This window comes from Megasphaera micronuciformis F0359 (assembly GCF_000165735.1).
GTDB classification, from domain to species: Bacteria; Bacillota; Negativicutes; order Veillonellales; family Megasphaeraceae; genus Megasphaera; species Megasphaera micronuciformis.
The window spans coordinates 1-25,484 of record NZ_GL538191.1 but is presented as its reverse complement, the minus strand read 5'-3'; the positions used below and the strand labels follow the sequence as shown (position 1 = coordinate 25,484).

Sequence of the window (25,484 nt, the reverse complement as noted above, 5' to 3'; positions counted from 1 at the left end):
AAAAACTGTTAGAAAATAAGGAATGAAAAATGAAAGGAAGGGGAGAAAAACTATCAAATAAAAGAAGTAAAAATAAAAGAAATATAACAGAATATACAGAAAACTTCAGGCAACACAAATGACATCAAGATAAAACGGGTTTTCTTGACTCACTATGAGTTACAGTAAGTACAAAGTATTAGCGGTATGTTGATTAAACATTGTAAGGGAGAAAAGGTAATCCCGGGAAATGGATATAAATAAATTTTCGTACTACCCCAGATATTAACGTGTTTACATGCGTTTATATTTCAAAAAAATAACGAAAAACGGGAATGTAACAGAATTGTAATAATTTCACCTTCAAGCATTGCCATAACAAAATAGAATGTGTAATCATAATGTAAAAGAATTGATAATTTATAGAAGATGTTTTGGGTTCCTAAGGGAAGGAGGATATGTACGAATTTTTAAAAGTACATAAACAAAAATACTTTTTAGAAAAAGGGGTCATGATATGAATAAGATTTTTAAGGTTATTTGGAACAAAGCCAGAAACTGTTATGTTGTTACTTCGGAAATAGCAAAGTCTCATTCAAAAACTAAGTCCGAAACATCCAAAGACAGAGGATACACACTTATTTCAACATTGGCGGTCTTATTTTTAACCGGTTGTGTACCCGTCTTTGCTGCCGTCACTGACGAACCGGGACCGACCGATCCCAACCCTGCAAGAAGTGCGGGCATTCGCTTATCATCCGGGTGGATGTCTGCCTTGGAAGGCGGTACGGCGACGAAGATGTACGACTACGGGACGCCGGGTAATAAGGCCTATGACAACACGGGGATCTTACAGTGGGACGGCACAGGTCGGTATCAATTATATACGGGGACGCATTTGTACGGCATTGCACTCGGTAACGCCGCCAACGCTTATGACCCTGAGGTACAGACGGCATCCGGTACGGCACTCGGTGATTATTCGCGGGCTCGTTCGCTGGCCGTTGCCGTAGGTCCCTATGCGTCTGCCGAAAAGATTGCCGCTGTCGCCATCGGTGCCGGGGCCAAGGCTGCGGAATTTAACTCTCTGGCCATGATGCGTCAGTCTTATGCAAGCGGTAAGTATGCGGCGGCTATCGGGACGGCTGCCGTAGCTAAGGGGGAAGCCAGCCTGGCTATGGGACATTCGTCTACGGCTACGGGCAATCAGTCCATCGCCATCGGCACCATAGCACCGAAGACACAATATGATTCCAAGGGAACTCCCATTGCCGCCTATGACGGTGTAAACAATACGCAGGCTACGGCCGATCGTGCCATTGCTTTGGGGCAGACGGCTCACGCTACGGGCGTAGACAGTATAGCCTTCGGCAGTCGCAGTACGGCCGGCGGTGCCAGCTCTATTGCTTACGGTACCGATGCCAAAGCGTGTGTCGATAATGCCGTGGCTATCGGTAAAAGCGCTTCGGCACCGACGGTAAACGGCGTAGCCTTGGGCTCCAACTCGAGGGCCGACAGAACAAGCGGTGAATGGGGCTATAATGTTAAAACCGAAGACGGGCGGACAAACGGTTATACCGGACTTGGCGGCTCTGCTTTACGGTCCGAATATGCAGCCGTTTCCGTCGGTAATGAAGGCCATACAAGACAGATTACCCATGTAGCAGCCGGCAGCAAGGATACGGATGCTGTCAATGTAGCGCAATTGCGCAATGTGAACCTCAAAGTGGGTGCCAATACGGGTCATACGGATGTCTTATTGGATAGTCAGACTTTAAAAATTCAAGGTGATAATCAGTATGTGACCACTCAGGCAGGAAGCGGAACGGTTACTGTCGGGTTAACCGATGCGGTTCGTCAAAAGATTGATGCGTCGGCTAACATTAACTTATCCAACATTACCAATGAAGGCAAAACGGTTATTCACAACGAAGCTCAGAAGGCCGTCGTAGTGAAAGGCGGTTCGAATACGACCGTTACATCAACTGTTGCTAACGGAACAAAAACTTATACTGTAAACGGTAGAGATACGACTGTGTCCGCCGTTCCGGGGAGTCGTATTACCGTTAAAGATAACGGCGGTATCGATGCAAACGGAAACAGACATTATGAGATCGGCTTTAAAGACTGCGACTTGGCGAAGAAGACGGATATTTGGACGCTACAGGCTAACGGGAAAGATGTACCGCCCAGCCGGGGTAAGGTCAATCTTGTAAACGGTGAAAACGTGACCATCGAAAAGTCGGCAAACGGGCAAATCCGTATTTCCGCAAAGGGCGGTCACGATGAAGACGCCGTTCACTACGATATTTCAAACGGCGTGGTGAATAAAAACTCCGTTACCATGGCGGGCAGCACGTACGTTAACAAGACGGGCGGCACGCATATTACCAACGTAGCCTATGCGACGGGTAACGACGGAAGCGAAGTCGTAAATGTAGATTACCTGACGGATCAGGTAAATAATGCCGTAACGAATACGACGACGAATATTACGAACAACCTGACGGCCAAAGGTATGAACTTTGTCGGTAATGACGGACAATCTATTCACAAGGATTTGGGCTCGACCTTGGGCATTGTCGGAAAAAATTCGAATATTCAAACGGCTAACGATAACGGTAAAATTTCTATTGCCTTAGCGAAGAATTTGACGGACATTACATCCGTATCGAACGGCAATACGAGTATTGTCTTGAACAACAATACGAGTGTAGGCGGCAACGGCGTGACCATTACGGGCGGTAATGTCAGCGTATCGAATAACCGAATCACGAACGTCCAAAACGCCGTAGACAGTCATGATGCGGTCAATAAGGGGCAGCTTGACTCGAAGGTGGAAGAAGTTACGAACAAGGGACTTCGTTTCGATGCCAATGTGGGCGGTGAACAGACGAGTGCCTTGGGGTCGAAGGTGACCGTTAAAGGCGACGGCACGAATATTAAGACGTCTATTAAGAAGACGGGTGCCGACACGGTTATTGACGTCGCTCTCGGCAAAGACGTGACAGCTGAAACGGTAACCGTTACGGGCAAAAACGGCAAAGACGGCACCATCGGCATTAACGGTAAAGACGGCGTAGACGGTATTAACGGTACGAGTCGTGTAGACATTCATGTTGAAAAAGGTCAGCCGGGTGTCAACGGTACGGACGGCGTTACTCGCATTGTTTATGAAGATAAGACGGGGAATCACGAAGTGGCAACCCTGGACGACGGCATGAAGTTTGCCGGAGATAACGGTACGGTGATTTCCAAGAAACTCAACGAACGGTTGGATGTCCGCGGCGGTGCTGCAGGAGCTTTGTCTGACGGCAACATCGGCGTCAACAACGTCGGCGGAGTCTTGAAGGTACAGCTTGCCAAAGAAGTAACGGGACTTACGAGCGTAACGGCCGGCAATGTGAAGACGGGTACGCAAGTATCTGGCGGCGTGACGGGTAACTACGTGACGGGCCTTGATAACAAGACGTGGAACGGTACGGCTGTTTCAGGCAGAGCGGCTACGGAAGATCAGCTGAAAGTCTTGCAAGATACCATTTCGACTCAAGGCGCCGGTGCGACGGATTACCGTTTGGTGGAAAACAATACAGCCGATAAGGCGTATAGCGTCGATGCCGACGGCAAGGTGAACTTGACGGTAGAAGACAAGAATCATGCAGGAATGAAGCAGACGGTTACGATTAAGGATGTAGCGTCCAAGACGGCTGTAGACAACTTGTCGAACCGTTCCGTACAGTACGATGTAACAGGCGGCGTGGTGAATAAAAACTCTGTCACCATGGCGGGCAGCACGTACGTTAACAAGACGGGCGGCACGCATATTACCAACGTAGCCTATGCGACGGGTAACGACGGAAGCGAAGTCGTAAATGTAGATTACCTGACGGATCAGGTAAATAACGCCGTAACGAATACGACGACGAATGTGACGAACAACCTGACGGCCAAGGGCATGAACTTCGTCGGTAACGACGGGCAATCTATTCACAAGGACTTGGGATCTACCTTGGGCATTGTCGGAAAAAATTCGAATATTCAAACGGCTAACGATAACGGTAAAATTTCTATTGCCTTAGCGAAGAATTTGACGGACATTACGTCCATATCGAACGGCAATACGAGTATTGTCTTAAACAACAATACGAGTGTAGGCGGCAACGGCGTAACAATTACGGGCGGAAACGTCAGCGTCTCGAATAATCGGATCACAAACGTCCAAAACGCCGTAGACAGTCATGATGCGGTCAATAAGGGGCAGCTTGACTCGAAGGTGGAAGAAGTTACGAACAAGGGACTTCGTTTCGATGCCAATGTGGGCGGTGAACAGACGAGTGCCCTGGGTTCTAAGGTGACCGTTAAAGGTGACGGCACGAATATTAAGACGTCCATTAAAAAGACAGGTGCCGATACGGTTATTGATGTAGCCCTCGGCAAAGACGTGACGGCTGAAACGGTAACTGTTACGGGTAAAGACGGTAAGGACGGCATCATCGGCATTAACGGTAAAGACGGCGTAGACGGTATTAACGGTACGAGTCGTGTAGACATTCATGTTGAAAAAGGTCAGCCGGGTGTCAACGGTACGGACGGTGTTACTCGCATTGTTTACGAAGACAAGACGGGCAACCACGAAGTGGCAACCCTGGACGACGGCATGAAGTTTGCCGGAGATAACGGTACGGTGATTTCCAAGAAACTTAACGAACGATTGGACGTTCGCGGCGGTGCTGCGGGAGCTTTGTCTGACGGAAATATCGGCGTCAACAACATAGGCGGAGTCTTAAAGGTACAGCTTGCCAAAGAAGTCACGGGACTTACGAGCGTAACAGCCGGCAATGTGAAGGCGGGTACGCAAGTCTCAGGCGGCGTGACGGGTAACTACGTGACGGGCCTTGATAACAAGACGTGGAACGGTACGGCTGTTTCAGGCAGAGCGGCTACGGAAGATCAGTTGAAAGTCTTGCAAGATACCATTTCAACGCAAGGAGCCGGTGCGACAGATTACCGTCTGGTGGAAAACAACACGGCCGATAAGGCGTATAGTGTCGATGCCGACGGCAAGGTAAACTTGACGGTAGAAGATAAGAAGCACGCAGGCGTAAAAGAAACCGTTACGATTAAGAATGTGGCTTCCAAGACGGCTGTAGACAACTTGTCGAACCGTTCCGTACAGTACGATGTAACAGGCGGCGTGGTGAATAAAAACTCTGTCACCATGGCGGGCAGCACGTACGTTAACAAGACGGGCGGCACGCATATTACCAACGTAGCCTATGCGACGGGTAACGACGGAAGCGAAGTCGTAAATGTAGATTACCTGACGGATCAGGTAAATAACGCCGTAACGAATACGACGACGAATGTGACGAACAACCTGACGGCCAAGGGCATGAACTTCGTCGGTAACGACGGGCAGGTAATTCATAAAAATCTCGGCGAAACCTTGGGTATCGTCGGCGGCGGCACGAAGATCGATTCCGAGTATAGCGGTGAAAATATTAAGACCGTAAAAGATGCAAACGGCAATATTTCCGTCATGATGGATAAAAACCTTGTTACCGAATCCGTTCAAGTCGGTAAAGACGGCAAGGACGGTATCATCGGCATTAACGGTAAAGACGGCGTAGACGGTATTAACGGTACGAACCGTGTAGATATTCATGTTGAAAAAGGCCAGCCGGGTGTCAACGGTACGGACGGAGTTACTCGCATTGTTTATGAAGACAAGACGGGAAATCACGAAGTGGCAACCCTGGACGACGGCATGAAGTTTGCCGGAGATAACGGTACGGTGATTTCCAAGAAACTTAACGAACGATTGGACGTTCGCGGCGGTGCTGCGGGAGCTTTGTCTGACGGAAATATCGGCGTCAACAACATAGGCGGAGTCTTAAAGGTACAGCTTGCCAAAGAAGTAACGGGACTTACGAGCGTAACGGCCGGCAATGTGAAGACGGGTACGCAAGTCTCAGGAGGCGTGACGGGTAACTATGTGACGGGCCTTGATAACAAGACGTGGAACGGTACGGCTGTTTCAGGCAGAGCGGCTACGGAAGATCAGCTGAAAGTCGTAAATGAAGCTATTAATAACGTGAGCGGTAATATGTCCGACTTCCGTTTAGTAGCTAATGACGGAAGTGCCGACGGTGCCTACTCTGTCGATGCTGACGGCAAGGTGAACTTGACGGTAGAAGATAAGAAGCATGCAGGCGTAAAAGAAACCGTTACGATAAAGGATGTGGCTTCCAAGACGGCTGTAGACAACTTGTCGAACCGTTCCGTCCAGTATGATGTAACAGGCGGCGTGGTGAATAAAAACTCCGTTACCATGGCGGGCAGCACGTACGTTAACAAGACGGGCGGCACGCATATTACCAACGTAGCCTATGCGACGGGTAACGACGGAAGCGAAGTCGTAAATGTAGATTACCTGACGGATCAGGTAAATAACGCCGTAACGAATACGACGACGAATGTGACGAACAACCTGACGGCCAAGGGCATGAACTTCGTCGGTAACGACGGGCAGGTAATTCACAAAAACCTCGGTGAAACCTTGGGTATCGTTGGCGGCGGCACGAAGGTAGATTCCGAATATAGCAGTGAAAATATTAAGACCGTAAAAGATGCAAACGGCAATATTTCCGTCATGATGGATAAAAACCTTGTTACCGAATCCGTTCAAGTAGGTAAAGACGGAAAAGACGGCAAGATCGGTGTGAGCGGTAAGGACGGTAAGGATGCCGTAACCGTATACGGTAAAGACGGTGTGGGCCATATCGGCTTAACCGGGCCGGCGGGAACCAACGGTAAGGACGGTACTAACGGTATCGACCTGACTGTGAAGAACGGTTATGATGATGTCTCCAAGGGAATTAAGGGTGAAAAAGGTGTAGACGGTACGGACGGAATTACGCGTATCGTTTATGAAGACAAGACGGGAGAACATCAAGTTGCAACGATGGAAGACGGCATGGTCTTCGGCGGCGATACGGGAACGGATATTATTAAAAAATTGAACAACAAGGTTTCCGTTATCGGCGGTATTACGAACAGAACTCTGCTTACGACAGAGGATAATATCGGTGTCGTCTCTGACGGAACGGATAACCTGAAGGTTCGGTTGGCGAAGGACTTGAGAGGCATTACCTCTATTTCTAACGGCGATACGAAGATAACCTTGAAAGACCATTGTGAAGATGCCGTAACGATTACGGGCGGCAATATTAACGTAACGAACAATCGCATTACGAACCTTAAAGACGGCGAAGACGAACATGATGCTGTCAATAAGGGGCAGCTTGACAAGGCTGTAGACGGGATCAAACAGGGAGCCTTCGGTGTGACGGCTGATGACGGTAAGTCGGTTAAGAAAAACTTGGGCGAAACCGTCGCTATCGGCGGCGACGGAGCCAATATTTCCACATCCGTTGAAAACGGTAAGGTTCGCGTATCTCTGAATAAGGATGTGCGCGTTGACACGGTTACGGCCAATAAGGTGACGACCGGTGATACGACCGTAACCTCTGACGGACTGGTTATTAACGGTGGTCCGTCGGTTACGAAAAACGGTATCGATGCGGGAAATAAGGTTATTACGAATGTAGCGGCAGGACGTATCGGTGCCGGCAGTACGGATGCCGTTAACGGCGGCCAACTTCATGATATGGCGGACAGTATAAGCCGTAAAGGATTCGGCGTGACTGCTGATGACGGCCAGTCGATTATGAAAGGCTTGGGCGAAACGGTGGCTATCGGCGGCGACGGTACGAACGTACGCACGTCCGTAAGCGGCGGTAAGGTTGTCGTAGGCCTTTCGGACAAATTGACCATCGGTAGCGGTGCCGGAGCTGTAAGTATTGACGGTGTAAACGGCAATATCGGTGTCGGCGGAGTAAGTATAGGTCGACAAGGCGGCGGCAGCTATGTAGGCGGCTTAAGCAATACGACGTGGGACGTAAAGAACCCGAATATTACAAGCGGCAGAGCGGCAACGGAAGATCAGCTCAAGGTCGTCAGTGATAAGATTTCCGGCGGTCGTGTTTTCCAAGGCGACTGGGGTAAGGTTTCGGTCGGCCTCGGAGATACGTTAAATCTGCGCGGCAATGCGAAGAATCTGTCGCGCTTGACGGACGGCAACATTGCCGTAGTATCGAATTCCGCTCAAGACGGCTACAATATTAAGTTGGCTAAGGACATCAATATGGGTGACGGTACTATTACCTTTACCACGTCGACTACGGCTCCCGAGTCAACGCCGAGAGAGATGACAAACGGACCGGTTCTCGGTGAAGATCGTCGACCGGGGGCTCCGACCGTGACATCGTCCATGACCATGGGCGGTAGCGGTATTACCTTCACACCTGTCGGCACTTCGACAACAGGGGTCAGACTGACGGGAACGGGTCTTAATAACGGCGGACAACAGCTTCACGGAGTGGCAGCCGGCACTTTAGATGACGATGCGGTCAATGTAAGCCAGCTTCGTCGCGTACAGGTTAAGGTGGATAATGCCGGTTCCGCATCGGCAGCCTTGGCGGGATTACACCCCTTGGCTTATGATCCTATTGCACCTACACAGGTTATGGCGGCCGTCGGTTCGTACGGTAACAGTACGTCCGTAGCACTCGGCTTGGCCCATTACACGAATGAAAATACGTTGCTCCACGTGGGTGCCTCCTTCGGACAACAGGATAACGCCGTCAATGCGGGCGTAACGTACAAGTTCGGTCGATCGGCTGAAAAGAAAGCCATTCCCGATCGCTACAAAGCCGGTCCTATCAGCTCCGTATACGTAATGCAAGATGAAGTAACGGCACTGAAGGCTGAAAACGCCCGTATTAAACACCATGAAGAAGAACTGACTGAAGCGTATCGGAAGGTTCAGGCCGATAATGAAGAAATGAAGGCTCAAATTGCCCTCTTAATGGAAAAAGCGGGTCTGAAGTAAGTATGAGAAACGGGGGCTCCCGGCTTCGGCCGGGGGCAAACCTCGTAAGGAGGATGCTATGTTGAAAAAACTGATTACTGCAGCCTTGGCCTTGTCTGTCAGCGCTACGGCTTATGCTGCCGTCGACCCCTTATCCCAACCGGCACCGTCGAGTCGGGATTTGACGGCAGTTCAGGAAATGACGGCTATCGTCGTTCCGAATACGGAAGTGTATAAGGCGTTGCAACAATTTACGACCCTACAGGCACAAAGAGGCGGGCAGTTGGTCAAGGAAGTCGGTGTGGGCGTAAAATCCGAACAGGGTTGGTATAACGATCAGGTTCTGCATTATATGTACGTTCGCGTCAATCTGTATCGTGACAGTCATGGCTGGAAGGAAGCAGCGTACGGCAAACAGGCGGTCTATAAGCTTTATCATGACTATGAAACATTTTTTGCCACTCATTCCTATGTAACGCCGGAGAACAAGGCAACGTTTGAACAAGACTTCCTGAATATTTTGGCTGACAATACACGACAAGTCGAAAACAATGAATTACGGTTCTATTTAAATGAAACGGTACTCTTTTCACTGCAAGCCGGTATGGATGCGGATAGACAATTAATTTCGCCCTATGAAGAAGGACGTATCGTAAATTTACGTCAACAATTATAATATTTATATAATGTAATATAAGAGGGAGCTTCTTATTAAAGAGGCTTCTTTTTATATTGCTTTAAAAGTGTATAAAGTAAAGTAATAGGTGTCGGCATGGGTATGTGAAAGTTTTATAAGGTTTATAAGAATAACTATGCTATACTTATAAAGTAGCATTTATAGTGATGATAAAATAAAAGGGGATAGAAGATAGAGGCTGTCCTACTTTTATAAAAATGGATGAGGAATATATATAAATGGGGCTTAAAATTTAAAATGCGTATTTGCACAATTATATACATAATATGAGGAGGATGATATTGTGCTGGAACGTTTAAATGCGTTACCCGTTTCATCGTTTCACTATAAGCTGTTGGTGGTTGCAGGAATCGGTTGGGTTTTTGATTCCATGGATACGGGGCTTATTGCGTTTGTATTGCCCTTGCTTATCAAAGAATGGGGGCTTTCGGCTACTCAGGCGGGGATGCTCGGTAGTATCGGCCTTGTCGGCATGGCCCTGGGAGCCGTAGCGGCAGGAACCTTAGCCGACAGAGTGGGGCGGAAAACCGTATTTTCCGTCACCATAGTGTTGTACAGCTTGGCTACGGGATTGTGTGCCGTAGCACCGAATTATGAGTTACTCGTTCTTTTTCGCTTTTTGGTAGGGCTGGGACTGGGCGGTGAGTTGCCCGTAGCGGCTACGCTGGTGACCGAATACGTTCCGGGGCGTGCCAGAGGTCGTTTTATGGTACTCTTGGAAAGCTTCTGGGCCGTCGGCTGGTTGTTGGCAGCCCTTATCGCCTACTTTATTATTCCCGTGACGGGATGGCGTACGGCCTTTCTCATCGGAGCCTTACCGGCCTTATATACCATGGTTATTCGTATGCACTTACCCGAATCGGTTCGCTATCTTTTAAAAAAGGGAAAAATAGAAGAAGCCCGAAAAATCGTTTCTTCCTTGGAAGAACGTTGCCATATGGAACCTCGTCCCCTTGAAGTGACGGAGAAGGATGTGGCGGAAGAAACTAAAGGCTCCTTTACGTCTCTTTGGACAAGCCGTTTTATTAAACGAACCGTCATGCTCTGGCTCGTGTGGTTCGGCATCGTTTTCAGCTATTACGGTGTCTTTATGTGGCTTCCTTCCCTTGTATTTAAACAAGGATTTACGGTAGTCAAAACTTTTGAATATGTCCTCGTCATGACTTTGTCACAGTTGCCGGGATATGCAGCGGCGGCTTGGCTCGTCGATCGACTGGGACGGCGCTATACCTTGTCCCTGTTTTTGTTGGGCAGCGGCATAGCCAGCTACTTTTTCGGACACGCTGAGACTGTTACGGCACTGCTTTGTTGGGGAGCGACCATGTCTTTCTTCAATCTCGGTGCCTGGGGTGTTATATATACTTATACACCCGAACTCTATCCGACGGAGATTCGCGGTCTGGGTTGCGGCTGGGCTACGGGATTCGGTCGTGTAGGCGGTATGGTGGCACCTCTTCTTGTAGGAGCCCTTTTGACCGATGCGTGGGATATGGGACATATATTCTATATCTTTGCCGGTGTATTTGTACTTATTTCCTTTATTGTCCTTACCTTGGGAAGGGAAACGAAGCGAAAAGAATTGGAAAGTTTGTCGTAAACAAGACGAAGAATTCATGTAATCCGGAACGGGAACTCCTGTATGATACAGGGGTTCCCGTTTTTTACAGCATTATAACCAAGTAACCCGGAATGAAACGTAACGGATAATCGAATGTTATAAAACTGTAACAGAATGAAAAATAAACGGAAATAAATTAATGGTAAAATCTTAGCGAAATACAAATTATATTCCGTTTAAGAATGACGTTAGTATAAAAATGTGTATAGCATATGAGAGGGTGGTATGGGGAGAAAGAGTATGCACGAAAAATAAATAATAACACAAAAGAATATGGAGTCCGTATTTGGTGAGAAGAAGTTCCGGGGGGTGGGAGAAACGCGGACAACAAGCTCCGACCTTACTGTATGCAGTGTTATCGCATATTGGGAAGGTCTTTTTTTATAAAAAAAATCAAGAGCTTGTCATCATGAATAAATTTGATAACCTCATCAAAAAACATGAGTTCAACTCATTCATAAATTACTAATGGAAAACGATTACTACCTTGAAAGAATAGAAAAAGTTTTGTAAAATAACATGCACGTAAGTTATTAAAAATTTGAACTCATGGTGAAAGTTTCGTTTACATGACGGAACGAAAGGTTAAAAACCTGTAACATCGACAATTGTATGTTTGTATCGTTATTTTTTGGAAAGGAAGGTAATGTGAAGAATGAATAAGGTTTTTAAGATTGTTTGGAGTAAGTCTAAACAGTGTTATGTAGTTGTGTCGGAATATGCCAAGTCAAACGGCGGCAAGAAAAAGGTTTTGGCAACCGTTTTGGCAGGCCTCATGATGGCCGGCGTTGGCATGGATGGAGTCCAGGCGGCTCCCCATCAAGGGACTGTTGATACGTCGGGAAGTAAGGTCAATATTTCAGCTTACGGAAAACCGCAGAATACTGGGACTAGCGATGCGAATGCCGTTAACTATATTGCCATCGGCTATCAAAATGATGTCACGGCAGCAACTCCCGGTCAAGACGGTCGTACGGCTATCGGTGCGGGCAATAAGGCGACGAGAAATTCTGCATTGGCAATCGGTAACCAAAATGAAGCGACAGGCGGTGCGTCTACGGCTATCGGTGCTTGGGCAAAGGCTTCAGGGGATGCATCCGTGGCGATGGGGAATGTGGCTTATGCGGATAAGCATGCTTCTATTGCTATCGGTGACTATGTAAATGCCGAAGTACCTAGTGGCAACAAAATTTCGACAGGGGAATATGCGACAACTGTCGGCAGTCGTTCTAGCGCTACTACGGATTATGCGACGGCGCTTGGTGCGGAAAATAAGGCGACAGGGAATATGGCAACCAGTGTCGGTAATCATAATACAGCAAGTGGCGACGGTTCTGCGGCATTAGGTGTTAATAGTGAAGCCACCGGTCGCTGGGCTGTAGCTGTCGGGAATGTGGCGAAAGGTACAGCTCAGAATGCTACAGCTATCGGCAATACAGTTACGGCTTCGGGAAATAATTCCAATGCTATAGGTTTCAGAGCTGCCGCGTCGGGTGAAAATTCTACGGCTATGGGTACGTCGACAGAAGCGACGGGTACTGGTGCAACGGCTGTCGGTAATGCGGCGAAAGCAAAGGATCAGAGTGCATCCGCTTTCGGTGATCAATCGGAAGCGACGGGTACTGGTGCAACGGCTGTCGGTAATGCGGCGAAAGCAAAGGATCAGAGTGCATCCGCTTTCGGTGATCAATCGGAAGCGACAGGCTTCCAATCTACAGCAATCGGTTTTAAAAATAAGGGGATAATAAATGATGCTACGGCCGTTGGTAGTCAGAATACTGCGTCGGGAGCACAGTCTACGGCAATAGGGTTTCAAACAAACGCGACCAATACAAGTGCTATTGCTATTGGTGATCAAGTGACCGCATCGGGGGCACAGTCTGCGGCAATAGGCTATCGAGCTACAGCGTCTGAAGTTCGTTCAGTTGCATTGGGTGACAGGGGACAGGCTTCAGGAAATGGTGCTTATGCTATGGGTTATGATACAAGGGCCACTGCGAAAGGAGCCTATGCCATTGGTTTCTCGGCACACGCAACAGCCGAGACTGCCTATGCTATTGGCGGTGCGGCTGAGGCTTCTGCTTCAAATTCCATGGCTATCGGCAGGAAAGCTAATACAAAGGCTCAGGATGCTACGTCGACTTATTCCTATTCCGGTACGGGCGGTGCTGTAGGTGCGAGCGGCTACAATACGGAAACGTCGACTATTCATTCGGGAGACGGTACAAATACAGCCACCGATACATATAATGCAGGCGATACGTTGGCTATCGGTACCAATGCGACTGTAAGCGAACAGTCCAACGAGACGGTGGCTATCGGTAAAGACAGCTCGGCAGGGAAGAACACTCATTATTCGACGGTTATCGGTCAGGGTGCTCAGGCAAGACAAGGTGCTTCAGACAGTACGGTTATCGGTCACGGTGCGTATACGGAAGCCAGAGAGTCCGTAGCTATCGGCAGAACGGCTAATGTATCGGGTACGGACAGCGTGCGGTCTACGGCTATGGGCTGGGGTGCACGGGTTTCGAATGCGTATGATGCGACGGCTATCGGTACGGGCGCACAGACGACCGTGAGAGGCGGTGTTGCTATCGGTTCGGGTGCAGATTCTTCCAGAGCTACAACGGATCCCAAATCGGATGCTTATGATGCGGCTTATGCAAACGGAGCGGTTATTCATAACCGTAAATACAATCCGACCGTATTTGCAGCAAGCGCGACTCAAGGTGCCGTTTCTGTCGGCAATGACATAGAAAAACGCCAAATCATCAACGTAGCCGGCGGTTCCGACGACTATGATGCCGTCAACGTGGCTCAGTTGAAGAATGTCGGTGTGATTGTAAAAGGCAATACGGGAAAATCGGACTTCCTCGTTCACGACGGTTCTCTGAAGGTTGAAGGAACCGGCCGTATCAGCACCGTAGCAGCCGATGACGGTACGAAAGATTCAAAAATTACATTGAAATTTAACGACTCGGACTTGGCTAATACGAGTTTAACCAATATTACCAATGACGGTAAAAAGACGATTACAGGCCTCGGTACTATTGTTAAAGCCGGTGATAACGTAACGGTTACGTCTACATCCGATGCGACGACGGGACAAAAGACCTATACGGTCAGCACGACAAGCCCCGTAGTTTATACGGATAAGGACGGCAACAAGGTATACCTCCACGACGACGGTAAGTTCTATACGTCTGCGACGGGCGGCACGGAAGTAAATAATTCCAACGTTATTGCTTCCTTTAAGGATCCGAGCGGAGCCACGACGGGCGGTACTATGATCGTCAATAACGTGGGCAGCGCTATTTCCAACCATACGACTCCGGGCGTGACGTCGCCGACGTACCTCGATAAACTCGATGCGGCGGCAGGCGATACGAAGACGCAAAATGCAGCGGTCAACGTAACGGACTTAAAGAATACGGCAGACGGCTTGACGGAAAAGGGTCTCAAATTCGATGCCAACTCGGGCGGCGTAAAGACGAACAAGCTCGGTTCTACGGTTAAGGTTCAAGGCGAAGGTGCTAAAGCCGATACGGAATACAGCGGCAAGAACGTTAAAACCATCATTAATCAAGACAGCGTCGGTAATACGACCATTGATGTAAAGCTCGATAAAAACCTGGAAACGGATACGATTACGGCAACGGGTAAAGACGGCAAAGACGGCAAGATCGGTATTAACGGTGCGGATGGACAAACGACGACCATTACGGTAACTCGTGACGGCAAGCCGGGCGTAGACGGAGCACCGGGAACGACGACGACTCGCGTTGTATACGAAAAGCCGGACGGCAGCAAAGAAGAAGTGGCAACACTGAACGACGGCATGAAGTATGCAGGCGATGACGCTCAGGGTACGGATAAGACCAAAGTCGTTAATAAGAAGCTCAACGAAACGCTCGATATCATCGGCGGAGCGGACGCTACGAATTTAACGGACGGCAACATCGGTGTTAACAACGACGGTAACGGCAAGCTCAAAGTACAGCTTTCCAAGAACCTGAAAGATATTGATACCATTAAAAACGGCGGCACGACGATTACGCTTAACACCACTCCGGGCGGCGCAAGCAATACGCCGGCGGTGGTTATTAACGGCGGCAACCTGAGCATGGGCGGTAACAAGATTACCAACGTATCTCCGGGTGAAATCAGCAGCACGTCGACAGAAGCCGTAAACGGCTCGCAGCTTTATAAGTTAAAGGCGGAAGAACGCCACATTCGTCCGACAAACGTACCGACAGGCTCGACGGAAACGACGCAGACGACGGGTACGGATGCCGTTTACAAGTACGATGCATCGACGAAGAAAGTTACGTTGGTATATAACGACGGAAACGGCACGGCTGTAAGCGACACGAAGGCGGTCATCGACTTCTCCGATCTGTCCACAGGCGGCAGCGGCACGAATACGATTGTTGAATCGACAGACGGTACGGTCAAAGTAACGGATAACGGTACGTCACCGGACCACAAGTATGACTTGGCAGTCAACTCGCAGAAGGTCGTAAACAACGCACAACTTCCCGTAACGTACACGAAGGCGGACGGCACGAAGGTATATCTGCATAACGACGGCAACTTCTACGATGATAAAGCAGAAGGACAAGGCAACTTGGTAGCGAAGTCGGATGTCATTGCGTCCATGAACGACGGCAACAACTCGACGACGGCTCCGATGCGTCTGAACAATGTAGCAAGCTCGATCTCCAACCAGACGGGAGCTACGTTCCTGGATAAACTCGACGCGGCTAATACGAACAACCCGAACAGTGCCGTTAACGTATCGGACTTGAAGAACACGGCCGACGGCTTAACGGACAAGGGTCTTAAGTTTGACGCCAACTCGGGCGGCGTGAAGACGAACAAGCTCGGATCGACGGTTAAGGTACAAGGTGCGGGCACGAAGGCCGACACGAACTATGACGGTTCGAACATCAAGACGTTCATCGACCAGGATGCAAGCGGCAACACGACGATTGACGTGAAGCTCGATAAAGACCTGAAGACCGAAACGATTACCGTTACGGGTAAAAACGGCAAAGACGGTACTATTGGCATTAATGGTAAAGACGGTGTGGACGGTATTAACGGTACGAGTCGTGTAGACATTCATGTTGAAAAAGGTCAGCCCGGTGTAAACGGTGCTCCCGGAACGACAACCACGCGTGTCGTATATGAAGACCATACGGGTAAGCATGAAGTAGCAACACTGGACGACGGCTTACGCTTTACGGGTAACAACACGTCTACGGAAAACAAACACAAGCTCAACAGCTTGGTTAAGGTAAAGGGTGAAGGCGTAACGGAAGCGGAAGCGAATGCCTTCGACAGCGCGGCAGGCAATATCGCAGTGGTAGCAGACGGCACGGATACGTTGACGATTAAGCTGAACAAGACTGTAAAAGGCTTGAATACGGTAGAAACGAAGACAATCCAGTTGGGCGATCCTGTAGGTAACCACACGACGATTAACTACGCAGGCGACCGCATTACGTACACGACGCCGGATACGACGCCGGGTGCCACACCGGGCTCTACGGTAACGCATAAGGTAGCGAACCTGGAAGATGAACTTCACATCAAACCGGGTACGTATACGCCGAATACAGCCGGTAAGGTAACTCTTACTTACGTAGACGGTAACGGAAACGACGTAGCCGGAAAGACGGCGGTAGTCGACTTGAGCAGCTTCACACCGGCAAGCGGCATGAGCAAGTGGGTAGCTAAGTCTTCTGCAGGCGAAGGTACACACTCGGGTGATACGACTCAGGATATTACGGACAGCAAGGCTGTTGAATTCCAGGCAGGAAAGAACGTCACCATTACCCAGACGAACGACAGTGCAGGCAATACGGTTATTAAGTACGGCCTGAGCGACGAAATCGAAGTAGGTAAACCGGGAACGCCGGGAAAAGACGGTAAGGTAGGCGTTAAGGGTGCAGACGGTTCGGCAGTTGTGATTAACGGCAAGGACGGCTCCATCGGCTTGAACGGCACAAACGGCCGCGACGGCATTACCATTCAAGGTAAAGACGGAGCTAAGGGTCTTGACGGCACGAACACGACGCGTATCGTATACCATGACGAAACGAACAATAAAGACCATCAGGTAGCAACACTTGACGACGGCATGAAGTTTGCCGGTGACGACGGCCAGACGGATTCTTCGAAGGTTATCAGCAAGAAACTCAATACGGTTGTCGACATTGTCGGCGGTGCTGATAAGACGAAGCTTACGGATAACAATATCGGCGTCAATAACGTAAACGGCAAGCTTAAAGTACAGCTGTCCAAGGACCTTGATTTGACGGCCGGCGGCAGTGTCAAGATGGGTGATACGACGGTTAACAACGGCGGTATTACCATTAAGGCACCGACAGGCGGCACGACGACGGATGTTCATCTCGGATCTGACGGCCTCAACAACGGCGGCAATAAGATTACGAACGTTGCTAAAGGTACGGCCGATACGGATGCTGTTAACGTAAGCCAGTTGAAAGACGCCAAGAGCGAATTGAAGGCTGCTGAACGCCACATTAAGCCGGGAACTTATACTGTTGACAGCAACGGTAAGGTAACCATGACCTATGTGGACGGCAACGGTGACGACGTAGCTGATGAAAAAGCGGTTATTGAAGGCATTGCCAAGAACGACTTGTCAAATATTACAAACGACGGCAAGAACGTTATTACGAACCTTATCGACATGGAAAACGGTAATAACACGACTGTTTCCTCTCGTAAGGATACAACAGGCAAGAAGATCTTCAAGGTCGACGTAGATTTGTCGGCTACGAATCGGAAGGTTGATACGGCCGCTACAGGTACGGGTTCCGTGGCATCGGGCAGTGCTGCCGGTGCAGCTGTAGTCAATAAGGGCACGCAGTTCGTTGCAGGCGACAACATGGTCGTTAAACGCGAAACCATGAGCGGCAACGATACGGATCAGAAGATTACGTATGCTCTGAACCCGAACTTGCAGAACATTAAGTCCATCAGCAGCGGTACGACAACGAGTAATGCTCCGCGTATCGACTTCGGCTCCAACACGGTAACGATTAATAACGGTAATTTGAGCCTGGGCGGTAACAAGATTACCAACCTGGCACCGGGCACAAGCTCGACGGATGCCGTAAACCTCAGCCAGTTGGAAGGCGCTCGTACGAAGGTTACATCCAATGACGGATCCGTAACTGTTACGAGAAACGAAAATACGACGACGAAGGAAATTACTTATGACCTTCATGTAGCAGGCGGTAACGGTACTCCGGATCCGACTATTTACAATCGTCTCAACAACCTGGGTGATGAAATCCAGACAGTCGGTGCATTAGGAGCCGCATTAGGCGCACTGAAACCGATTCAGTACGATCCGTTGGAACCGACTCAGATTATGGCCGGCTACGGTAACTATCGCGGTACCTCGGCTTTGGCTTTAGGGGTAGCTCATTACAGAAACGAATCGCTCATGATGCATGCAGGCATGTCCTGGGCAGGCGGTTCAAGCCACATGATGGCTAATGCTGGTGTTACGTGGAAACTCGGTCACCGCGATCCGGAAACGGCTATTGCCGACCGCTATCGTCGCGGCCCGATCAGCTCGGCTTACGCATTACAACAGGAAATGGCGGCAGTGAAAGAAGAAAATCAGGGCTTGAAGGGTGAAGTAGCCGATTTGAAGAGCGAAAATGCGGAAATGAAGAAGAATATCGCTATGTTAATGGCGAAACTCGGCATGTAATTCAGCGGCTTTTATGACAGGTAGGGCCTCGCAAGAGGCCCGTCGCCTGTTAACTTGAGACTTGATACTAAAGAAGAGGAGTATAGACATGAAAAAATCTATCTTGTCTGCTTTCACGGCAGCACTTGTTTTAGGAACGGCTTTTGCCGGTACATCCGTACAGGCATTGCACGATCCCTTGCTTAGTAAAAATCCCGAAACGACACCGCAACTCGGCACAGTCGTACTCGTAAAGGTTCCGAATCAGGAAGTTAAGGACTCGGTACACGCTTTTGCACAGGCTTGGCAACATGCGACAACACGTATTGCCGAAGTAAAGGCAAAGCAGGCTGAAGGCAAAGAGTTGACAAAAAATGAAAAGAAATGGCTCGAATCCAATCGAGTCAACAATTACGGCGACTATTTCCGTACAGACATTTATTCGTATGTCCACGGTCTTGAATTCGTAATGAACTGGAATGCCGAAAACGACGGTATTCAGGAATACAACTATGAAACCATGCCCGGTAAGGATCCGAAAACGGGTACGGATATGAAGCACGGCTATACAAACAGCTATGGCTGGAATGTCATGCGCGGTATGGCTGACAGACTTATTGAGATTACAAAAAAACAGCAGGATGAAGGCGGCGTAAAGAGTGATGAAGAAGCAGCCGCTTTGGAAAATGCGATTCTCACTGTCATGGTTGAAGACCAGGAACATGTAGCCAATGAAGAACTGCGCCATTATATGAATGAAGGCGTATGGTTTACGACAAAACAGGTCGTAAAAGACAAACATATTACGGAACCGACCGAACAGGAAGACCATACAGTCGACTTGTGGCAGTCTATAAACCGTAAATAAGCGGATATAAACCGTCCGTTTGATGAAATTCGAAAAACCGCGATGAAAATCGCGGTTTTTTGCTGTTTAGACATGTACCCGTTCTTGTCTTTCCGCGGCGTATCTTGTACAATTAAAAACGGAGTGTGATTACGATGCATGTAGTAATGGTGGAACCGGAAATTCCCGGGAATACGGGTAATGTTTCCCGCCTTTGTGCGGCTAACCATATAACCTTACATTTAGTAAAACCCTTGGGGTTTTCGTTGGAAGATAAGTATCTTAAGCGGGCCGGTCTCGATTATTGGGATCTTCTCGATTTACATGTACATGAGAATTTTGAGGAAGTTCAGCAACAGTATCCGAACAGCAGATATTTTTATTTGACGACCAAATCGGATAAGTCGTACACGGATATTGTCTTTAGAGAAGATGATATGCTGGTTTTCGGTAAGGAAACGAAGGGGCTTCCTGAAGATTTGTTAAAACGAAATGCGGATTACTGTTTTCGTATTCCTATGATTGATAAGGCACGGAGTTTAAACCTGTCGAATGCCGTGGCTATTGTTTCGTATGAAGCGTTACGACAACTGGGTTTCCCGGGAATGACGGGCGGTAAGGGTATAGAAAATTTGTAAATGAGGTGCGGCATGGAAGACGTATTTGTAAAAGCCGATGCATTGGCTAAGGCTGTAGGAGAATGTGAAGACTATAAGAATCTTCTCGCTGCGGGAGAAAAGTTGGCAGCCGAAGAAAGTACGCGAAAAAACGTGCGCGACTATCTGATTTTACAGGCTAAGTTAGCTTATGCACAGTCTATGGGTGACAAACCGGTAAAAAAGAAAATCGAAGAATTAAATCGCTTAGCCGATATTATTAAAAATAAGCCGACGGCTATGGAATACTTGCAGGCGTATAATACGTGGCAGTCGAAGGCCGGCGAAATTTATCAGATTATACAGAATTCCATGGCGGAAGGGATGAGCATTCTTGACCAGTAAGGCAGTTGAAAAGTTCACGGAATGCCTCGGTGCCGAGATTCCTAAGGATCGAATTTATCGGGACGAACCTATGCGTGATCACACGACCTTTGCCGTCGGCGGACCGGCGGATGTTCTCGTCTTACCGCATTCGGTAAAGGAAATGTCTCTGGCCATTCGGGCGGCTCGCTCTTTGGAACTGCCCGTAACGGTTCTCGGCGGCGGTTCCAATGTTCTTGTTCTGGACGGCGGAATACGCGGCGTCGTCATTCAGCTCAATGAGATGAAGCGAACCCTTTCATGCCACGGCAATCGTATTCACGCCGCCTCAGGTTACATGTTGGCCGACGTATGCGAATTTGCTTATGAAAACGGTCTTACAGGAGCGGAATTTGCCTGCGGCATTCCCGGTACCTTGGGCGGTGCCGTCTTTATGAATGCCGGAGCTTACGGCGGTGAAATGAGCCAGATAGTTTCCCGTGTACGTACGGTAAACGGTCACGGCGGAGTGACGACCTATGAAAAGGGCGAGTTCGGGTTTTCTTACAGAAAGAGCATTTTTCAGAAATTGCAGGAATATGTGGTAGATGTGGAGTTGTCTTTACAATACGGCGATAAAACCGAGATCAGAGCGACGATGGATGATTTAACGGAACGTCGTACGTCGAAGCAACCTTTGGAAATGCACAGTGCGGGCAGTACCTTTAAGCGTCCGCCGGGGTACTTTGCCGGTACGTTAATCGACCAAACCGGGCTTAAAGGGTTATCGCACGGCGATGCGGAAGTATCGGAGAAGCATGCGGGCTTTGTCGTTAATCGCGGTCATGCTACGGCGGCAGATGTTTTAGCCGTCATTCGTGAAGTTCAAAGGCGTGTGGAAGAAGCTCACGGAGTGACTTTAGAGACGGAAGTGCGTATTATGGGAACACCTTAATGTAATAAGAGGTGGAACGAGCGGTTGTCGACCTTGCGGTTGAGAGCCGCTTTTTGTTTGGCTATGGTCGGTATATGTGCTATACTATTACAGTTATATAAAAATTGAAGTTTTTCTATTTTTCTGAATGGGAGAGGAAATATATATGGAACGTCAGGATATTCGCAATATTGCTATTATCGCTCACGTCGACCACGGTAAAACGACACTTGTCGATGCGATGCTCAAACAGAGCCACGTTTTCCGGTCTAATGAAAAGGTTGCGGAACGTGTCATGGATTCGGGGGACATCGAACGGGAACGAGGCATTACGATTTTATCCAAAAACACGTCGGTTATGCATGACGGCGTAAAAATAAATATTGTCGACACCCCGGGCCATGCCGATTTCGGCGGCGAAGTGGAACGCGTTTTGAACATGGTTGACGGTGTATTGCTTCTTGTCGATGCATTTGAAGGCCCTATGCCGCAGACCAAGTATGTATTGCGTAAGGCTTTGGAACAAAATTTAAAACCCATCGTGGTCATTAATAAGATTGATAAGCCTGATGCACGTGTTGCGGAAGTAGAAGACGAAGTCCTCGAATTGTTCATGGAATTGGATGCCAATGATGAACAACTTGATTTCCCCGTTATTTATGCCAACGGCCGTGACGGTATTGCCAAGACGGATATGGCGGATGAAGGTACGGACTTGCAGCCCCTGTTTAAGGCGATTATCGACCACTGCCCGTGCCCGAAGGGCGATTTGGAAGGACCTTTGCAGTTCATGGTTACTACCTTGGACTACGATGATTATGTCGGTAAAATCGCTATCGGTCGAATCGTTCGCGGCAGTATGAAACCGAATCAGAACGTGCTTCTCGTTGACGGTGAGAGCCAGAGAAAGGCTAAAATTTCCCGAGTGTATACGTATGAAGGGTTGAATCGTGTAGAACGGGAAGACGGGGCCTCGATGGGGGATATTGCCTGCATCGTCGGCATTCCCGATATTAAAATCGGTGAAACCGTTGCCGATCCGACGAATCCCGAAGCTTTGCCGAAAATCGATATTGACGAACCGACACTGTCCATGATTTTTTATGTTAACGACAGTCCCTTTGCCGGTCAGGAAGGCGATTTTGTTACGAGCCGTCATTTGCGAGACCGACTTTTCCGCGAAGTGCAGACCAATGTCAGCCTGCGTGTAGAAGAAACGGGATCTGCCGATGCTTTTAAGGTATCGGGTCGCGGTGAATTGCATATTGCCGTTCTCATTGAAGAAATGCGTCGTCAGGGCTATGAAATGCAAATCGGTAAGCCCAGTGTTATTACAAAAGAAATTAAAGGTCAGAAGTGCGAACCTCTCGAAGCCTTGACCATCGACGTGCCTCAGGAATTTATGGGGGCTGTTATGGAACGGTTGGGTACGCGTAAGGCCGAAATGGTCAACATGGTCGATATTGCCGGCTATACACGGTTGGAATTTATTATTCCGGCTCGCGGACTCATAGGTTTCCGTAGTGAGTTTTTAACGGCTACGAAGGGTAACGGTATTATGTACCATGTCTTCCACGGTTATGCCCCTTGGAAGGGAGATATTCCCGGTCGTACGCGCGGCAGTCTCGTTGCCTTTGAAGCGGGCGAAACAACGGCTTACGGTATTTATAACTTGCAGGACCGAGGCACTATGTTCATTTCGCCGGCTCAGGAAATCTATCTCGGCCAGGTTATCGGTGAAAGTAATCGTGACGTAGATATTGATGTCAATCCGTGCAAGAAGAAACATCTCAGCAATACGCGTTCTTCCGCATCGGATGAGGCTCTCCGTCTTGTGCCGCCTCGCATCATGAGTTTGGAACAGGCCTTGGAATGGATTAATGACGACGAACTCGTAGAAGTTACACCGAAAAGCATTCGGTTGCGTAAGGCTATTTTGGATAAACACGACCGCAAGAAAGCGGCTAAAAAAGGATAAGCAAAAAAGAGTTACGACTTCGGTCGTAACTCTTTTTAAGTATGGTGGCGAATGTCTTTGCTTATAGAGGACTGTCTTTTTTACATAACATTTGTAAGTCTCGGCCCAGCTCGCAGAGTGTATTTATATCTGCCGTTGTACAGGTACCGAAGATATTGAGGCTTTTTGTACCTTTTATAGTTGTAAATGATTTATTTCTGCCTATAAAGGTTATCGCCTGCTCATCCGTACGGATTGTCAGCTTCAGGCAGGAAATTCGTTTTTGAGGGCTATAATGCAGCTGACAGCTTTGAATGGGACCGCTTAACAGTACAGTTGCGTTGTTTCGAATCGTGACGATTCGGTCGTTCAGTTCAACCGTGTATGTTTTCAATAATGCCCGTTGTATCTTCTTTACCAAGTACCAAGCGGTGTATACTGCAAAAATCGTAAGAAATATGTATAGGACAGTCTGTCCGGGCAGTGTTTTGTGTGCCGGCAGGTAAAACAGGAATAAGTTTATAAGTAATATGTTCAGACCGAAACAGAACGGTAAGGTAAGGGCTGTGAGTATTTCCGATTTTTCACTTCCTGCCGTAAATACGTATTGTTTCATACAGTGTCCTTTCGTGTGGATGTCATAGAGATATTAAGTAAATTATAACATTCGCATAAAAAACGGGGAACTGTGCATATGACAGAGCGGCTCAATGGTGGTATGATAAGAAAGTACTTCATGAATATTAATCGGATTAGGGGGACTTATCATGAAAAAAAGAATTATCGGTGTAGTCGGAATGGGTCATGTAGGTGCTCATGTAGCTTTTGTGTTGGGCATGCGAGGTGCCGCCGATGTAGTTAAAATTTGCGATATAAATGAACAGAAGGCTATCAGCGAACGTCAGGATTTGATGGATGCCGTCCTTTTCATGCCGCATCATGTAGATTATGTGATTGCAAAGTATGAAGAATTGGGTGATTGCGACATTATCATTAATGCCATGGGCAAGGTTGAATTGTGTGCGACGGGCAGTCGTGATGATGAAATGGGATTTACCGTACCGGGTGTAGCCGATTATATTCCCAAGATTATGAAGGGGGGATTTGACGGCTATTTCATTAATATTACCAATCCGTGCGATGTTGTTACTCATCTGATTCGCGAAAAGAGCGGATTGCCGTCTCACAAGGTTATGGGTACAGGTACAGGTCTTGATACGTCTCGTCTGGTCAGTGCTATTTCTCAGCAGACGGGGATTGATCATCATTCTTTCACGGCCTTCATGTTCGGAGAACACGGCAATTCTCAAATGACTCCCTGGTCTCTTGTTAAATTTGCCGGTCAACCTTTTGAAGAATTGGCTGAACATGATGAACGCTTCCGTTTTGATAAGGCGGAACTTCAAGAACGTGCTATTAAGGGCGGGTGGTATACCTTTATGGGCAAGCGTTGTACTGAATACGGCATTGCTTCTACGGCCGTACGCATGGCTGAAGCCATTCTTCATGATGAAAAGGGGATTATGGCGGCCAGTGTCGAATTGGACGGCCAATACGGAGAAACGGGTATTTATGCCGGTGTACCTGCCGTTATCGGAGAAAACGGCGTAGAACAGGTTATGGAATACAACTTAACGGCTGAAGAATTGAAAACCTTTAAAGAATGTTGTCAGAAGATACGTGACAACATTGCTAAGGCCGATGCTTTATTGGCTAAATAAGAGGGATATATTTTTATATATCCTTATATACGGGCATAAGGAGATCGTCTGTTTTGCAGGCGGTCTCTTTTGCTGTACGCCGAATAGGCATGACAAAACCCCCAG

The 25,484-nt window shown here is 48.3% G+C and carries 10 protein-coding genes; all 10 read left to right on the top strand.

Annotated features, from left to right (window positions below; genetic code table 11):
* Positions 1-496 precede the first annotated feature (496 nt).
* The 10 genes from HMPREF9429_RS03155 (at position 497) to HMPREF9429_RS03105 (ending at position 25,379) form a co-directional block, all read left to right on the top strand.
* A complete protein-coding gene (locus tag HMPREF9429_RS03155; protein WP_006941561.1) occupies positions 497-8,932 on the top strand; it encodes an ESPR-type extended signal peptide-containing protein in 8,436 nt (2,811 codons plus the stop codon).
* Positions 8,933-8,990: 58 nt separating this feature from the next.
* Positions 8,991-9,587: a hypothetical protein gene (locus tag HMPREF9429_RS03150; RefSeq protein WP_006941560.1), complete on the top strand. Its 597-nt coding sequence runs from the start codon at positions 8,991-8,993 to the stop codon at positions 9,585-9,587.
* A gap of 301 nt (positions 9,588-9,888) precedes the next feature.
* Positions 9,889-11,205 carry an MFS transporter gene (locus HMPREF9429_RS03145; RefSeq protein ID WP_040773573.1) on the top strand — a complete coding sequence of 439 codons (1,317 nt, stop codon included), beginning with the start codon at positions 9,889-9,891 and terminating at the stop codon, positions 11,203-11,205.
* A 676-nt stretch (positions 11,206-11,881) separates the two neighbouring features.
* The gene (locus tag HMPREF9429_RS09085; protein ID WP_006941557.1) at positions 11,882-18,982 is read left to right on the top strand and encodes an ESPR-type extended signal peptide-containing protein; all 7,101 of its coding nucleotides are present in this window, start codon (positions 11,882-11,884) and stop codon (positions 18,980-18,982) included.
* 88 nt (positions 18,983-19,070) lie between these two features.
* On the top strand, positions 19,071-19,829 hold the full coding sequence (locus HMPREF9429_RS03135; protein ID WP_006941556.1) for a hypothetical protein: 759 nt from the start codon (positions 19,071-19,073) through the stop codon (positions 19,827-19,829).
* 134 nt (positions 19,830-19,963) lie between these two features.
* Positions 19,964-20,446 carry a tRNA (cytidine(34)-2'-O)-methyltransferase gene (locus HMPREF9429_RS03130; RefSeq protein ID WP_006941555.1) on the top strand — a complete coding sequence of 161 codons (483 nt, stop codon included), beginning with the start codon at positions 19,964-19,966 and terminating at the stop codon, positions 20,444-20,446.
* 12 nt (positions 20,447-20,458) lie between these two features.
* Positions 20,459-20,809 (top strand): YlbF family regulator, encoded by a 351-nt coding sequence (locus tag HMPREF9429_RS03125; RefSeq protein ID WP_040773570.1) that lies wholly within the window; start codon positions 20,459-20,461, stop codon positions 20,807-20,809.
* Positions 20,799-21,722: a UDP-N-acetylmuramate dehydrogenase gene (murB, locus tag HMPREF9429_RS03120; RefSeq protein ID WP_006941553.1), complete on the top strand. Its 924-nt coding sequence runs from the start codon at positions 20,799-20,801 to the stop codon at positions 21,720-21,722. The genes HMPREF9429_RS03125 and murB overlap by 11 nt, the downstream gene beginning before the upstream one ends.
* 145 nt (positions 21,723-21,867) lie before the next feature.
* Positions 21,868-23,679 (top strand): translational GTPase TypA, encoded by a 1,812-nt coding sequence (gene typA / locus HMPREF9429_RS03115; protein ID WP_040773567.1) that lies wholly within the window; start codon positions 21,868-21,870, stop codon positions 23,677-23,679.
* Between the two features lie 746 nt (positions 23,680-24,425).
* Positions 24,426-25,379, top strand: coding sequence for a lactate/malate family dehydrogenase (locus HMPREF9429_RS03105; RefSeq protein ID WP_006941548.1), 954 nt, complete (start codon positions 24,426-24,428; stop codon positions 25,377-25,379).
* The last annotated feature ends 105 nt before the right edge of the window (positions 25,380-25,484 follow it).